This window comes from Desulforhopalus sp. (assembly GCA_030247675.1).
In the GTDB taxonomy this organism is placed as follows: domain Bacteria; phylum Desulfobacterota; class Desulfobulbia; order Desulfobulbales; family Desulfocapsaceae; genus Desulforhopalus_A.
On the sequence record JAOTRX010000002.1, the window covers coordinates 818,080 to 831,646 of the forward strand.

The window sequence follows — 13,567 nt, forward strand, 5'->3', positions numbered from 1 at the left end:
AGATACCTTTTTGAAATGATGAGTGGGTTAGGGATGTTCCCGTAACTCGCCAACAGAAAAAAGACCGTCAAAAAGTTTGTAAATGATCATCGCCACGCCAATTGAGCCGAGAACGATCAGTATCTCGCTAAAATGGGGAGATACGTAGCTGAACGAATTGGCCATGGCATATTGATCATATTTTTCAAAGCCGGTGCCGGACCGGTTGGACATCGGGTAGGCATTGCCACCGTACACAAAGATACACCGGCCGATAAAGCCGCCGAGCAGCACACAGCATGAAGCAAACACGGTAAAAATGGGTTTTGCCGAGGCAATCAGCAGGACAAAAGGCAGGGCAAGGGTGAGAAAGATGTAGCCTGTGAAATAGGCGGTACGTAAAGGCCCAAAGAGAATCACATCAACCCATCTGTCATCAACCGTCAGATAGCCAAGGACCTCATAGGCCCCAAGGGCGACGATGAAAAAGAGCATGGCCTTGCGGACCAGGGCCATCAATGCGCGGTATTCGGGGATATACCGATGTACGAAATAACTGAGAACGCCCATGACTCCAAGCGATGAAACAAAGGCGGAGATGATGAAATAGAGGGTCAAGACCGGGAACTCTGTCCACAATTGCCGCGCGGTATTCATCGAGAAGAGCCGTGCCTGGATATAGTATTCCACCACATCGACGACGATGCTGAGCAGCAGGATGGGCAGGGCAAGTCGTTTCGCCCATTCGCGCTTATTGGTAAGGATGAGGTATATCTCAAAGAAAACAAAGGGGATATAGAAACAGTACAGGGGCAGCATCAGCCAGATACCGGTCTTGACATTGGGGCTCAGCAGCATCCAGTGCATATTCAGCAGGTTGAGGTCGGTGGCGATGGTGAACAGTCCGGCAAAGACCATGGCAATACCTGCCATCATGAAGCCGCCGGCCGCCCTGGCGACCACATGGAAGTTCAGCAGCTCTGCCAGGGCCACCAGAAAGATGACGCCGCTTCCCGTGTAAATCATATACATATAGTTGGCGATGAGCAGGGACCAGGGCACGGTTCTGTCAACCTCGCCGACCGGTCCGGAGAGGGCTGCCCGCATCGCCTCCTTGAGAGCCGGATTGGTTGGGTCGAGTCCTGCCGAATGGGCGTTTATCGCGGCAGAAAAGTAGCGGATGTCGAGGATCTGGTAGGTTCCCACCAAGGCAAGGACCAGGAGGAAATAGCCAAAGAGCAGTGTTTTATTCAGCAGCAGGTGCTTGAGAGTTATCCTGTTGATCAGTACTCCGGCAAAAATTATCTTTTCCATTCTGTACTCCTCCTGCCTTTCGCCAGGTCATAGAGAGGCTTGATATCTTCCCAGGTATGAATTGCCGTGCCGGGGGCGATGCTCTGCTTCGCGTAGGAAGGGTCATCCGGGAGGATATAAAAGAGTTTTGGCAAGGTTCCGGCAGTTTCTTTCTGGAAGAAAAATCGTTTAGTTTTGAGGAGTTTGACGATATCACTGCCCTCGTCGTCCAAGTCGCCGAAGGTGCGGACCTTGGTCGGGCAGGTTGCCTGGCAGGCAGTGGTTGCGGTTTCACGGAGGCGATGGTCGCAGAAGGTGCATTTATCGATGGCCACCTTGGTATCGTCGATAAAGCGTGCGTCATAGGGACAGGCCTCCATGCACGCCTTGCAGAGGATGCAGCGTTTCGGATCAACCTTGACGATACCGCCTTCAAGGTAATGGCTGGCCCTGGTAGGGCAGACACTGACGCAGGGAGCGTCGAGGCAATGATTGCATTGGGAAGGGTAGATATTGACGAAGGGTCTGCCCGAGGCCGCCCCCTCGACGATGCCCACCCAGATCCGCTGTTTGCCGGCGCCCAGCTGGACGCCGTTTTCCTCCTTGCAGGCAACCTCACAGGCCTGGCAATTGATGCAGCTTTGATAATCGAGGGCCATTGCGTAATTCATAATCACACCTTTCTGACGGACACTAACGTGTCATGCATGATTGCACAGCCAAACACCGGTTCGATATTGCCTTCGATGATCTCATTGTCGCTGGCGCCGTTGCGGTGGGCAAAGGTGAGGGCGGCCGATTTCGAACCAAAACCATGGATATAGAAAATGGTTTCCGGGACTATCTTCGGCGTGGGGTAGGCCTTGATCCGTACCTTGCCGACACTACTGGTGATTTCCACCAGGTCGCCAAAGGCGATGCCCAGCTCCCTTGCCTCGCGGTCGTTGATCCAGGCATAATTTTCACGCATCAGGTCAAGGAGGATGACGTTGTTTTGCGTGGAATTCTGGGTAAATTGGGCATGGCGGCCACTGATGAATTTGAATTTTCCTTTGGGAATTCGAACATATTCCTCGTCCTTCCAGGTGGGCATGGCATCGATACCCTTGGTGGCCATACTTCCCAGAAAACATTCGATTTTTTTGCTGGGTGTGGCAAAGATCCGGCGCAGGCTTGCGGGATCGCCAACGACCGCTTCCTCGGTTTTGAGGACCGAATAGATCTTTTTATCCTCCGGGTAACAGGCATAGGTGTTGTTGTTGATTTTCGTGAAATATGTCTGCATGTTCGGATAGTAAACACCCTTCTCCCGGAGGATTTTCCAGGCCTCTTCCCCGTGTTTGCTGACAACCATGTGCTTGTTCAGCTCTTCCTGCGATTGCTTGAAGGGCTCGGTCAGATCATAGCCGCCCTCGGTATAGACCTCGTCCTCGGATCTTGTCTCCAGCTCTGTTTGAACGTCTTCGTCGTATTTTTTGGTGATTTCCCAGAGCGGTTGAGAAAGCCTTGCGGACAGGCCGCGCATGATATCGATGACCGGTTTGGTTTCGTACATCGGTTCGATGACCTTTTTCCTGAGGATAATCGCCGGTTCGATGGCGGCATAGGATTGTACCGGGTCTTCCCGTTCGAGATAGGTGCATTCCGGCAGGATGACATCGGCGAGCATTGCTGTATCGCTGGGTATGGTGTCGATAACTACCACCAGATCCATCTTCTCAAACATTGCCCTGGTCTTCGCCGTGTCGGGGACCGACAGCATCGGGTTTTGCTTGTAGACAAACATGCCCCTGACCGGATAGGGGGCTTTGCCATCGGCCACCAGGTTGCGAAAGGCTACCCAGGAGCCGGTGGCGCCGATAACCGCCGCGGCGTTCTTTTCCAGTCGCGATTTGGCGTTGGCGTACAGGGGTGCCGTTGCCGGGTGTTCGCCGAGCGGCAGTTTGCTGCCGAAGACAATGCCGCCTTTCACGTCAATACCGCCGCCCAGGGCGGAGAAAATGGCCATCGCCCGGCGCAGCTGGAAATCATTTTTCGCCCAGGTGGTGCGCCGCCCGGCGTAATAGATGGCCTGTGGCGCCGCCGCCATGAAGTCGCGGGCAATGGTGCGGATTGTATCAGCCGGGACGCCGGTGATCTTTTCCGCCCACTCCGGGGTGTAGCCGCTGTCGGTAATGTGTTTGTGGTATTTGTCGAAGTCGTTGAAATTATTGGCAACGAAGGCCTTGTTGTACAGCCCCTCGAAGAGGGCAACGAAGGTGAGGGCGAGGACAAAGGCCAGATCGGTGCCCGGTTTGATCGCCACATAGGTGTCGGCGTGCATGGCGGTGTTGGTGAACCGCGGATCGACGTATACCAGTTTCGCGCCCCTGCCGCGGGTGCGCTTGAAAAGGTCCATGGTGTCCGGAGTGAGGATCGCTTCGGCGCGATTGGCCCCGGCCATGATGATGTATTTGGCATTCTCCAGGTCGGCCAGGCCATAGCCGCCGATGGTCAGGGTGTAGCCGGAAACGGCGGTCTGCAGACAAATGGTCGAATGATTGAGAAAGTTGGCGGAACCGAATTTGTCTGCCATAAATGTCTTGTAGGTATGCTCACCCAGGCCTTCTCCGGCGCAGTAGGCGATGCAGGAACGGTTGTCTTTTTCTTCATCGAGAATCTTAACGAGCTTTTCTTCGATATAGGCATAGGCTTCATCCCAAGTGGCCCTTTTATATTTGCCATCGCCCCGTTTGCCTATTCTGATCAGCGGGTATTTCAGCCGGTCGGGATCGTACAGGGCGTGAATGCCGGCAGCGCCTCGGGCGCACAGCATGTTTCTCGATTTCGGGAAGTAGGGATTGGGTTCAAGTTTTTTGACGATGCCGCCACGGACATGGGCAATGGCCGCACACTTGTTGACGCACATTTCACAGATAGTCGGGATCGTGCCGGTCGGTACGGCCGTGTCCTTTTGGAAATTGGCGAGAAGATCCGTAGCGGAGAGTGTTGCACCGCCGACTCCGCCCAGCACCACGAGGGCCACGCTTCCCTGCAGAAATCTCCTTCTTGAGATCTCAACCTGCATAGTCTTGCTCCGAAAAGGTTTAGAGTAACGGCAACAGTTGCCTGCGAGATATCGAATTTTTCACATGTACCTGAGCGTAACTCTATTTAAGAGATTAATCAAATACTATTTTTAGAGATACATGAAATTCTTTAATAGACCCTGTGGGCCGGCCATCCCAGTATTGCTAAAAACGGTACTACACTGTGATATGACGAGGTAAAACTATACACATGAGGAGTTTACCGGTTGCAATAGTATCCATAAAAGGAGCGAAAATGACAATACGACCATATGGATTTTTTCAGAAAAATTTTCGATAAAAACCACCCAGAAAAGGGCCCCTCCTACGTCGCCAGTGCGGTTAAATGTGAACTTTTCCAGGTATTATTGTCATTTTGCCAAGGGAAAAGAAGTTTCCGGCCCAGGAGCTAAGGATTGACAAGAACCGGTTCTTTTTTTATAGGAAGGAAACGCACACGCGTTTATGCAGGGGTGGCGCAAGGCCTGAGATCATACCCGTTGAACCTGACCTGGTTAATTCCAGCGTAGGGAATTGCAGACATATCGTTATTGGTATCCTGGTTTGGTGTACTCTCTCCCGTTGTGTCCGCCCGTTTTCCTCATTATCGTTTCCGGAAACGAGGCGCATCATGTTAGATCTAGTAGACAGAACCGCAGCAAATATCCAGAAAATCAGGGAAAGTAAACCGCTGATCCATAATATCACCAATTTTGTGGTGATGAACTATACCGCCAATGTCCTCCTGGCCATGGGGGCCTCCCCGGTCATGGCCCATGCCGAGGCTGAGGTGGAAGAGATGGTCGGTTTTGCCGGGGCCCTGGTGCTCAATATCGGCACCCTGACCGATCCCTGGGTCGATGCCATGGTCCTTGCCGGAAAAAGGGCGACGACCCTCGGCAAGCCCATCGTTCTTGATCCGGTGGGGGCCGGGGCCACCGCTTTGCGCACCGCTGCCGCCAAAAGAATTCTTGCCGAGACCACGGTCAGCGTGGTGCGCGGCAACGCCTCGGAGATCCTTTCCCTTGGCACAGGCCAGGGAGGCGGCAAAGGGGTTGACTCGCTGCATGCGGTCGATGACGCCGGAGAAACGGCACGACAGCTCGCCCTGACTCTGGGGACGACCGTCGCCATCACCGGCCCTACCGATCTGGTCACCGATGGCAAAAGGCTGGTGCGGGTAACCGGCGGCCACCATCTCATGCCGATGGTCACCGGCACCGGCTGCTCGGCCACTGCCATCATCGGCGCCTTCCTGGCGGTTGACCCGGACCCGCTGTCGGCTGCGGCCACAGGCCTTGCCTTCTTCGGCGCCGCCGGCGAGCGGGCAGGCGCCGCAGCATCCGGACCCGGTACCTTTATGATAAACCTCCTTGACGCCCTGTATTGTCTTTCCCCGGACGAGGTTGCCGAGCGTTGCCTCTTTACCGTCACCTGATGAGGGTCAGTCATGATTGATTTTTCCCTATATCTGGTAACCGACCGGACCCTGTCGCTGGGCCGGACAACCTGCGAGGTGGTGCGGGCGGCGGTTGCCGGCGGGGTTACCGCCGTGCAGCTGCGGGAAAAGCACTGCACGACCCGGGAGTTTGTTGCCGAGGCCCGTCTGCTTGCAGAGATGCTGCGCGGCAGCGGTGTGCCTCTGATCATCAATGACCGCCTGGATGTGGCGCTCGCGGCCGGTGCCGATGGGTTGCACCTTGGCCAGAAGGATATGCATATCGCCGATGCCAGGCGGATAGCCGGGCCTGGCATGATCATCGGTGTCTCCGCCGAATCCCTTGACGATGCGCTGCGGGCGGAAGAAGAGGGGGCGGATTACATCGGCATCAGTCCGGTCTTTGCCACCAATACAAAAAAGGATACGGCGGAACCCCTTGGCTTGGCGGGGATCAGGTTAATCAGGGAGAGGGTCCGCCTGCCCTTGGTCGGGATAGGCGGCATCAATATCGGCAATGCGGCGCAGGTCATGGACGCCGGAGCGGACGGGGTGGCGGTGGTCTCGGCGATTGTTGCCGCTTCCTGTCCCGAGACTGCCGCGGCGGCACTGAAACAGCGAATATATCGAGGTAACTCAAGCGGGCTGGTGCCCGCAAGCCAAGGGATGTAATCCTCTCCCACTGCAGAGGGGACTCTTTTTAGCGCCCCCTTGAGCGGTATAAGTACCTTGGTTGTACCCCTATCACCAAGGCTTTTCAAACTCATTTGCTTGTTTTTTATGCCAGTTATTCTCGAGTAAGGCACTAAAAGGAAAGGAAATTATGACACACGAAAAACACTATTTCCGGGTTTTAACCATAGCCGGTTCCGACAGTGGCGGCGGGGCGGGTATCCAGGCCGACCTGAAGACCATCGCCGCCAACGGCTGCTACGGCATGAGCGTAATCACCGCCCTGACCGCCCAGAATACCCTGGGGGTCTCGGCCATTCATCCGGTACCGGTGGATTTTGTCCGGGCCCAGATGGATTCGGTGCTCCCGGACATCGGCTGCGATGCGGTGAAGATCGGCATGCTCTTTTCCGCCGACCTGATCAGAACGGTGGCGAAGGGCTTGCGGCGGCACGGGGTGCGGCGGATTGTCCTCGATCCGGTCATGGTCGCCCAGAGCGGCGACAAGCTTGTCCAGGATGAGGCGATCGATGCCCTGAAAGAATACCTCATCCCCTTGGCTGACGTCATCACCCCCAACCTCCCCGAGGCCTCGGTGCTCCTGGGCCGGGAGGTTCAGACCCTCATTGACATCCATCAGGCGGTGGTTGAGCTGGCTGGGCTGGGCTGCGGCAATGTGTTGATCAAGGGCGGGCATTTGGTAGCGGGCGACTGCGACGATTGTCTGTATCTGGCCGGTGAGCAGCGGATGGTCAACTTGCCCGGCAGGCGCATCACCACCGTCAACAACCACGGCACCGGTTGCACCCTGTCTTCGGCCATCGCAGCCGGCCTTGCGAAAGGGGCCGAGGTCGAGGATGCGGTGCGCCAGGCCAAGGACTACATAACCGAGGCCATCGGCGCCGGAGCTGCCTATACCATCGGCCAGGGGCATGGACCGGTGCACCATTTCCACGGTTTCTGGTGAGAGAGGTCTTGGCCTGCGCCGCTGATCCGGGGGAGTCCTTAGCCGGGGATGCCGCTCCGGCGGTGATCATCGATCGCCTCACCGTGGCCTTTGGCGCCCGGCGGCTGTTCGATGATTTTTCCCTGCGCCTGGACGGCGGCCGGACCACCTGCCTGCTCGGGCCAAGTGGCTGCGGCAAATCGACCCTCCTGAAATGCATCGCCGGATCCGGACCGCCGTTTTCGGGCGGCTCCATCGAACTCGACCCTGCCAGGGCGAAGATGGCGGTGGCCTGGATGGGCCAGGACGATCTCCTCTTGCCCTGGCTGCCGCTGCTCGACAATATCCTTCTCGGGGCAAGACTGCGCGGCGAACTGAATGACTCCCTGCGGCAGCGAGCCTCTGCCCTCCTGGACCGAGCCGGGCTTGGCGGTCACGGCCAGGACCTGCCCGGCAGGCTCTCCGGCGGCATGCGCCAGCGCGGCGCCCTATTGCGTACCCTCATGGAGGGACGGGCAATCGTCCTCATGGATGAGCCGTTTTCGGCACTCGACGCCCTCAACCGCCAGCGCCTGCAGGATCTGGCCGCCGGTATGATCAAAGGGCGGACGGTGCTGCTGGTAACCCACGACCCCCTTGAGGCCCTGCGCCTTGCCGACCGGGTGGTTGTCCTCAGCGGCAGGCCAGTACGCGTCGCCGCAAGTTTCGAACCGCCGGGCAGGCCGCCCCGGTCTCCCGGTCAGCCGGAGATCGCCCGGCTGTATACCGAGCTTCTGGCCATGCTCATGGATGGAGAGAACCCGTGACCGTCAGACCTCTCGTGCTTAGCCTCGGCATCTTGGCCCTGTGGCAGGGCATTGTCATTTTCACCGGCGCCCCGGCCTATATCCTGCCCGGCCCCTGGCCGGTCGCCAGGGCCTTGGTGACGGAGTTTCCAGTCCTGCTTGGCCACCTAGCGATTACCTCCCTGGAGATGCTTGTCGGTCTGCTGCTCGGCATCTTCCTCGGCACCTCCTGCGCCCTGGCGATGATCGTTTCGGCCCGGCTGAAAGGGTGGCTGCTGCCGCTTCTTGTCATCAGCCAGGCCCTGCCGGTCTTTGCCCTCGCCCCGGTGCTGGTCCTGTGGCTCGGTTACGGTATGGCCTCGAAGATCGCCATGGCCCTGCTTATCATCTTTTTTCCGGTGGCCGCCTCCTTTTATCAGGGGATGCGGCGCACCAATCCGGAACTGCTGGAGCTTGCCCGGATCATGGGGGCGGGGCCCGCCGCCACCCTCCGTTATATCACCATCCCCTCCGGGCTCCCGGCCTTTGCCGCCGGGGTGAGGATGGCCGCGGCGGTGGCGCCGATCGGCGCGGTGGTGGGGGAGTGGGTGGGGGCGAGTTCCGGCCTCGGCTATTATATGCTCCACGCCAACGGCCGCATGCAGATCGACCGGATGTTTGCCGCCCTGGCGGTTTTGGCGGGGGTCTCTCTCCTCCTGTCTTTTATCGTTGACCGCCTTCTCGCAAGGCTCATCTTCTGGGAACCAGAAAAAGGAAAAAACTCATGAAAAGATTGCTGAAAATCGTAGCCTCTCTTGTCGTGGCGGCATGCCTGCTGCCTGCCGCCCAAGCCATCGCCGGAGAAAAATTGACTGTTCTTCTCGACTGGTATATCAACCCCGACCATGCACCCTTGTATGTTGCCCTGGAAAAGGGCTTTTTTGCCGCGCGAGGCCTGGACGTCGAGCTTATTGCCCCGGCCAATCCCAACGATCCGCCGAAGCTGGTGGCGGCCGGCCAGGCCGATATCGCCGTGTCGTACCAGCACCAGCACCAGGTTCAGGTCGATCAGGGTCTGCCGCTCACCCGCATCGCCACCCTGGTCGCCACCCCCCTCAACTGCCTGGTGGTTTTGGCCGATGGCAAGATCCAGACCCTTGCCGATATGAAGGGCAAGACGGTCGGCTATTCGGTGGGCGGCTTTGAAACCACTCTGCTGCAGGCGATGCTGGCGGGAGCGGGTTTGACGCTGCAGGATGTCAAGCTGGTCAATGTCAACTTTTCTCTCGCCCCGGCATTGCTGGCTGGCCGGGTTGATGCGGTGATCGGTGCCTTCCGCAATTTTGAACTCAACCAGATGGCCATCGAGGGGCGGCCGGGCCGGGCATTTTTCGTTGAGGAATACGGCGTCCCGGCCTACGACGAATTGATCCTCGTCGCCAAGAACACCGCCACCGCTGACCCGAAGATGCGCCGCTTTGTCGATGCCCTGGAAGAAGGGGTGCAGTACCTGGTCAATCACCCCGAGGAGAGCTGGAAGATGTTTACCAGCCATGGCCGGGAAAATCTCGATGACGAGCTGAACCGCCGCGCCTGGCGTGATACCCTGCCGCGCTTTGCCCTCAGGCCGGGCGCCCTCGATCGCAACCGCTATGTTCGTTTTGCCGCCTTTCTCCAGAAACAGGACATGGTAAAGACGGTACCACCGCTTGCCGGCTGGGCGATTGAGCTTCCTTGAGAGCTGAATGAAAAATAGTGGTTTTCGCAAGAAAAGGCCCTTGCTGGTAAAAATGGTGATTATTGTTGGCGGTGGCATACCAAGAAGAGCTTTCAGCGGCCTTGCCACCTTACCTGAATAATACTGCCAAAGCATGGGGTTGCTATGACCACAGATAAAAAGGATTTTGACGCAGCAGCGTCCACTTGGGACGAGAACCCGGCGCGGGTCAAACTGGCCGGAGAGGTGGCGGAGGCGATCATCCGCCGGGTTTCGCCGAACCGGGCAATGAATGCCGCCGATTTCGGCTGCGGCACCGGGCTGTTGAGCCTGAAACTCCAGCCGCTGGTCGCCTCGATCACCGGCATCGACAGCTCGCCGGGGATGCTCGAAATCCTGCGGGCCAAGGTCGATATCGGCAAATTGACCAATGTTCGTACCCAGTTGGTCGATGTCGAGAAGGGCGAGGTCCTGGCCGGGAGCTATGACCTGATCACTTCCTGCATGACTCTGCATCATATCGCCGATCCGAAGGCCCTGCTCGGCCATCTCAGCAGTGCCCTTGCCCCTGGCGGCATCCTGGCCGTCGCCGACCTCGATCCGGACGGTGGCCTCTTCCACGACGACAACACCGGCGTTCACCACTTCGGTTTCGATCGGGGAATGGTGCGGGCGATGTTCGCCGGTGCCGGATTGCTCGACATTGAGGACGGTACCGCCACCGAACTCGTCAAACCCGCTGCCGGCGGGACAAAGAGAAACTTCTCGGTCTTTCTGGTCAGCGGCCGGAAGGGATAAAGGCAGAGGCTTGATGCTATGCCGATAAGCACCGTCAATCATGGTGACATGCAGCAAAGAATGGACGCGCTGGTAAACGGCTATCTCGACCGGAAGGCCTTCTCGGCATGTTCGCTCGGTTTTGTTGCCGCAAGGCAGGGAGAGACCTGCCGGGATGCCTGGTATTACGGCACGACAGGCTTTGCTCCGGGCGATTCGGCAGTGTCAGGAGATACCTGTTTTGACCTGGCCTCGCTGACCAAACCGATGGTGACGGCCCTGGCGGTTTTGCTCCTGGCGAGCAGCGGGACAGTGAAGTTTGATGACCGCCTGGTAAAATATTTCCCTAAGATTGCAAGCGACAAGGCCGACATTAGCCTTCGCCAGCTCATCAACCACACCTCCGGTCTGTCCGCCCATCAACCGTATTACCTTGAACTCATTCAGCTTCCCCAAGAGGAGAGGCGAGATTTCCTGATCGCCAAAATCCTCGGCGAAAAACTCTGCAATATCCCCGGTACAAATTGCCTGTACAGCGATCTGGGGTTTATCCTGCTCGGCTGGATCGTTGAACAGGTCTCAGGACTCCCCCTCGACCGGTTCTTCGAGAAACACATCCTGGAGCCGCTGGCCATCGACCGGACGCAAATCTTCTTTATACCGCAAGGGCATACGTTTCGTTTGAGCAGACAAGCTGCTCAACGCAGCTTTAAGAAACAGGCAGGGCATGGGGCAAGCGGCTTTGCCGCGACCGGCATCTGCCCGTGGTCGGGACAGGTCTTGCGGGGGACTGTCCATGATGACAACTGCCGGGCCCTGGGAGGCGTGGCCGGGCATGCCGGGCTCTTTGCAACGCTTGCCGGGACACTGGCATGGATCGAAGGAATCCTGGCGGAGCTGCAGGGCAAAAGCTGTCGCTTGGGCCTCAGTGAGGAGATATTGCAGGGTTTTAGGAGCAGAGAAAGTGGCTCAGGCTATATTTACGGATTTGATACGCCTTCTCTCCTGGGATCAAGCAGCGGCCGGTATTTCTTCCGGCTGTCCTTCGGCCATCTCGGTTTTACCGGGACATCCCTGTGGATGGATCTGAGCCGTGGCTGCGGCATTGTCCTGCTGACCAACAGGATTCTGGCACCGGATGGCCTGCAGGCCATCAAAACACTGAGGCCCGAGGTGCATGATTTGATCATGGGCTATTTGGCCAGTAAAGAATAATCTTGGGGAAACAGACTAATTATAAAGTCTGGAGTTCCAATGGGGAAGAAGAACTCAAATTAGAGTTGCACCGTTTTGCCGGAACAAACTCAGCGCCAACAATACCAAGGAGAATCAGCATGTTGACCATCGAATTTCTCGTCACCTCGCTCATCGTGGTCCTCATCCCGGGAACCGGGGTCATCTTTACCGTATCGACGGGCCTGGTCCAAGGCCGGAAGGCAAGTGTCTTCGCGGCACTCGGGTGCACGGCGGGGATTCTGCCGCATCTCATGGCGACGGTCCTGGGGCTGGCCGCGGTCATGCATACCAGCGCCCTGGTTTTTCAGGCCCTCAAATATGCCGGCGTTGCCTACCTGCTCTATATCGCCTATGCCACCTGGCGGGACAAATCGGCCTTCACCGTCGACGATAGCCCATCGGCCAGTACGGCGGCGGGCCTGGTCGTCAAGGCGTTTTTGCTCAATATCCTCAATCCGAAGCTGACTATTTTCTTTTTGGCCTTCCTTCCGCAGTTTGTCCAACCAGGCACAACCGAGCCGCTTGCCCAGCTTTTGCTGCTGAGCGGGGTATTCATGGCCATGACCTTTGCCGTGTTCGTGGTTTATGGCTTTCTCGCTCATGCCTTTCGTAGGGTGGTTATTGAGTCGCCACGTGTTCAAGGGTGGTTTCGAAAGGGTTTTGCCGCGGTCTTTGTCGGTCTTGGGGCGCATCTCGCCTTCACTGAAAAATGACCGCCGCTATGGTGTAGCCGTGTTTTCCCGAATTCTTAAACAACTGCTTGTTCCGGTTCTGCCCCTCCTGCTTTTTACTGCCGGGCTGCATGCCGCGCCACCAGTTCCCCCGCAGGTCCGCACTGAAATCGAGGCCCTACTGTCGGCCCTTGAAGTCTCCAGCTGCCGGTTTAATCGCAACGGTTCCTGGCATGCGGCGCCGGAGGCCAAGAGGCATCTCCTGCGCAAGCTCGAATATCTGGAAGACAAGCACGGTGTGCAAAACACCGAGCAGTTCATCGACCTCGCGGCGACCGCCAGCAGTACCAGCGGCCGGGAATATCTTGTCCAGTGCGGCGAAACCGAGCCTCTGTCGAGCAGGCAGTGGCTCTTGGCGCAACTTGCGACAATCCGTTCAGCCGCCGACCTCTCTGGTCCTGACCCAGCGTTTCAAAACCGGCCCTAACGCAGCGTCTTTTCAGCAACTGGTTCCGTTTCACTCCCGGCGCAAACGCCTAGCGGTAGTCCTCCGGAAAGACTGAAACTGCGCCTTCCAGGGCTTTGGCCGTTGGGCGCAACTGCTTCTGGTATATCTGCGTCTGATTGACAAGGCCTTTGGGGTCTGCCGGGTAACCTTTAGAGTCATAACCTTGCCGCTGGCGTCAAGGCTGGGCGCAAAGGTCATTTCAACAGCAAGCGCACTGGTGGTGGAAGTTGATTTCCCCATCAGTGTGTCGCCTGCGCAATTCAGTGTGGTTTTCACCTGGCTGCCACCCGGCAGGCTATTGATACTTTACTGCCGTCTCGCTTGTAAACGGTAACTTCTTCCGGGGGGCGTTCGATGCTCAGCTGTCTGGCTGTACCACCATCACACCTCCCTCGTCGGAAGGTGACGTTTCCCCGGCATCAGGCAGTGGTGAAAAACGGCTCACCTGCATTTGACAAGCGATGCGGCCGTCGCATATCCTCAAGCAAAGGATGGCAG

The 13,567-nt window shown here is 57.6% G+C and carries 14 protein-coding genes and 1 riboswitch; of the genes, 10 read left to right on the plus strand and 4 right to left on the minus strand.

Annotation, left to right across the window (positions count from 1 at the left end):
* Positions 1–27: 27 nt before the first annotated feature.
* Genes nrfD through OEL83_03600 form a run of 3 tightly spaced genes read right to left on the minus strand, consistent with a single transcriptional unit; the run spans position 28 to position 4,339 of the window.
* The gene (gene nrfD / locus OEL83_03590; protein ID MDK9706112.1) at positions 28–1,293 is read right to left on the minus strand and encodes a polysulfide reductase NrfD; all 1,266 of its coding nucleotides are present in this window, start codon (positions 1,291–1,293) and stop codon (positions 28–30) included.
* Positions 1,281–1,943, minus strand: coding sequence for a 4Fe-4S dicluster domain-containing protein (locus OEL83_03595; protein MDK9706113.1), 663 nt, complete (start codon positions 1,941–1,943; stop codon positions 1,281–1,283). The genes nrfD and OEL83_03595 overlap by 13 nt, the downstream gene beginning before the upstream one ends.
* Positions 1,944–1,945: 2 nt before the next feature.
* On the minus strand, positions 1,946–4,339 hold the full coding sequence (locus OEL83_03600; protein MDK9706114.1) for a molybdopterin-dependent oxidoreductase: 2,394 nt from the start codon (positions 4,337–4,339) through the stop codon (positions 1,946–1,948).
* 463 nt (positions 4,340–4,802) lie between these two features.
* Positions 4,803–4,890: riboswitch (TPP riboswitch) on the plus strand.
* Positions 4,891–4,971: 81 nt separating this feature from the next.
* Between OEL83_03600 and thiM the strand changes: the two genes are divergently transcribed.
* From thiM to OEL83_03650, 10 genes are all read left to right on the plus strand, one after another.
* Entirely contained in the window at positions 4,972–5,778 is an 807-nt protein-coding gene (thiM, locus tag OEL83_03605) for a hydroxyethylthiazole kinase (protein MDK9706115.1), read from the plus strand.
* A gap of 12 nt (positions 5,779–5,790) precedes the next feature.
* Complete coding sequence (gene thiE, locus OEL83_03610; GenBank protein MDK9706116.1) at positions 5,791–6,450, plus strand: thiamine phosphate synthase; 660 nt, start codon at positions 5,791–5,793, stop codon at positions 6,448–6,450.
* Positions 6,451–6,601: 151 nt separating this feature from the next.
* Positions 6,602–7,417 carry a bifunctional hydroxymethylpyrimidine kinase/phosphomethylpyrimidine kinase gene (gene thiD, locus OEL83_03615; GenBank protein ID MDK9706117.1) on the plus strand — a complete coding sequence of 272 codons (816 nt, stop codon included), beginning with the start codon at positions 6,602–6,604 and terminating at the stop codon, positions 7,415–7,417.
* 8 nt (positions 7,418–7,425) lie between these two features.
* A complete protein-coding gene (locus tag OEL83_03620) occupies positions 7,426–8,202 on the plus strand; it encodes an ATP-binding cassette domain-containing protein (protein ID MDK9706118.1) in 777 nt (258 codons plus the stop codon).
* Entirely contained in the window at positions 8,199–8,948 is a 750-nt protein-coding gene (locus OEL83_03625) for an ABC transporter permease (GenBank protein MDK9706119.1), read from the plus strand. The genes OEL83_03620 and OEL83_03625 overlap by 4 nt, the downstream gene beginning before the upstream one ends.
* Complete coding sequence (locus OEL83_03630) at positions 8,945–9,898, plus strand: ABC transporter substrate-binding protein (protein ID MDK9706120.1); 954 nt, start codon at positions 8,945–8,947, stop codon at positions 9,896–9,898. Before OEL83_03625 ends, OEL83_03630 begins: the two co-directional genes overlap by 4 nt.
* Positions 9,899–10,042: 144 nt before the next feature.
* Positions 10,043–10,675: a class I SAM-dependent methyltransferase gene (locus tag OEL83_03635; GenBank protein MDK9706121.1), complete on the plus strand. Its 633-nt coding sequence runs from the start codon at positions 10,043–10,045 to the stop codon at positions 10,673–10,675.
* 18 nt (positions 10,676–10,693) lie between these two features.
* Entirely contained in the window at positions 10,694–11,869 is a 1,176-nt protein-coding gene (locus tag OEL83_03640) for a beta-lactamase family protein (GenBank protein ID MDK9706122.1), read from the plus strand.
* 119 nt (positions 11,870–11,988) lie between these two features.
* Positions 11,989–12,603, plus strand: a complete 615-nt coding sequence (locus OEL83_03645; GenBank protein ID MDK9706123.1) for a LysE family translocator — start codon at positions 11,989–11,991, stop codon at positions 12,601–12,603.
* A 19-nt stretch (positions 12,604–12,622) separates the two neighbouring features.
* On the plus strand, positions 12,623–13,048 hold the full coding sequence (locus OEL83_03650; GenBank protein MDK9706124.1) for a DUF5329 domain-containing protein: 426 nt from the start codon (positions 12,623–12,625) through the stop codon (positions 13,046–13,048).
* Between the two features lie 30 nt (positions 13,049–13,078).
* Here the strand turns inward: OEL83_03650 and OEL83_03655 are convergent, their stop codons facing one another.
* Positions 13,079–13,309, minus strand: coding sequence for a hypothetical protein (locus OEL83_03655; protein ID MDK9706125.1), 231 nt, complete (start codon positions 13,307–13,309; stop codon positions 13,079–13,081).
* Positions 13,310–13,567 lie beyond the last annotated feature (258 nt).

Coding starts and splice junctions, on each gene's coding strand:
- nrfD (MDK9706112.1), bottom strand. CDS start 1,293: ATGGAAAAGATAATTTTTGCCGGAGTACTGATCAACAGGATAACTCTC.
- OEL83_03595 (MDK9706113.1), bottom strand. CDS start 1,943: ATGAATTACGCAATGGCCCTCGATTATCAAAGCTGCATCAATTGCCAG.
- OEL83_03600 (MDK9706114.1), bottom strand. CDS start 4,339: ATGCAGGTTGAGATCTCAAGAAGGAGATTTCTGCAGGGAAGCGTGGCC.
- thiM (MDK9706115.1), top strand. CDS start 4,972: ATGTTAGATCTAGTAGACAGAACCGCAGCAAATATCCAGAAAATCAGG.
- thiE (MDK9706116.1), top strand. CDS start 5,791: ATGATTGATTTTTCCCTATATCTGGTAACCGACCGGACCCTGTCGCTG.
- thiD (MDK9706117.1), top strand. CDS start 6,602: ATGACACACGAAAAACACTATTTCCGGGTTTTAACCATAGCCGGTTCC.
- OEL83_03630 (MDK9706120.1), top strand. CDS start 8,945: ATGAAAAGATTGCTGAAAATCGTAGCCTCTCTTGTCGTGGCGGCATGC.
- OEL83_03635 (MDK9706121.1), top strand. CDS start 10,043: ATGACCACAGATAAAAAGGATTTTGACGCAGCAGCGTCCACTTGGGAC.
- OEL83_03640 (MDK9706122.1), top strand. CDS start 10,694: ATGCCGATAAGCACCGTCAATCATGGTGACATGCAGCAAAGAATGGAC.
- OEL83_03645 (MDK9706123.1), top strand. CDS start 11,989: ATGTTGACCATCGAATTTCTCGTCACCTCGCTCATCGTGGTCCTCATC.
- OEL83_03655 (MDK9706125.1), bottom strand. CDS start 13,309: ATGGGGAAATCAACTTCCACCACCAGTGCGCTTGCTGTTGAAATGACC.